2 protein-coding genes are annotated in these 832 nt (G+C 63.0%); one reads left to right on the forward strand and one right to left on the reverse strand.

What is annotated here, in order from left to right; all coding sequences use genetic code 11:
- Positions 1-158, forward strand: a 158-nt coding sequence (locus tag ABWU19_RS14930) for an HAD-IA family hydrolase (protein ID WP_435902417.1), incomplete at its 5' end; no start/stop codon positions are given.
- Here ABWU19_RS14930 and ABWU19_RS14935 read toward each other — a convergent pair.
- Entirely contained in the window at positions 134-580 is a 447-nt protein-coding gene (locus ABWU19_RS14935; protein WP_435902416.1) for a hypothetical protein, read from the reverse strand. The genes ABWU19_RS14930 and ABWU19_RS14935 overlap by 25 nt on opposite strands.
- Positions 581-832 lie beyond the last annotated feature (252 nt).

Here is an 832-nt window from a genome sequence, read left to right on the forward strand (position 1 = left end):
CTGACCCCAGGGCATTCCAAATGGCCCTCGAGGGCCTGGGCCTGGCCCCCGAGGAAACCCTCTATCTGGACGACGACCCGGAAAACGTGGAAACAGCCCGCAGGCTAGGCCTGCGGGCTGAGGTCTACGACGTCTACCAGAGGGCGCTGGGCAATTGAATCCGAAGGACCTTCCCCTCCGCCCCCGTGAGAAGGCGGTCCGGAGCTTCCACACCCAACCCCCAGGCTTGGGCAATAGGTACTTCCGCCAGCAAAACCTTAGCCACAGGGCGCACGGGCACCGGGCTTCGCTCCTCCAGTCCCCCCTCGCCCCAGGCGCTAAAGGCAATGTCCTCCCCGGCATTCAGGTTTATGCGATAGAGGCGGCCCCTCTGGCCAGCGGTCTCCAAGACCAAAATACTTTTGGGATCTGGCCAGGCTACCCCGGCCACCTGGGCCCCCGCTTCATCCAGCAGGTACACGTATTCCGCATAAAGACCCACAGGGTTGGTGAGGAGGAGGGCCAGACGCACAATCCGGCTAGGGCAGTTGCAAAGGGGCTGGGCATTGACCAGGAGCAGGTAGTTCCCAGATGGATCCAAGGCCAAGTGGCCCTCCCGCATGCGATGGAATACCGGCGGCAAAACCCCTTTGCCTCCAGGGGTGCCCACGGGCACATAGCGTTGCTGCCCATCCTCTAGAGCACCTGCCTTCAAAACCCAAGGCGGAAGCGCCGCCAGGGCACCGGAAACGGTCCCGATCTCCTGCAACCCTGCTGGGGTTAGGCCGTAGACCTCAGTACACGTCAAAACGTGGGACCACCCCTTTAGGATGGACCTGCGCCCACGTGGATG

It is taken from the genome of Meiothermus cerbereus (assembly GCF_051297115.1).
GTDB classification, from domain to species: Bacteria; Deinococcota; Deinococci; order Deinococcales; family Thermaceae; genus Meiothermus; species Meiothermus cerbereus_A.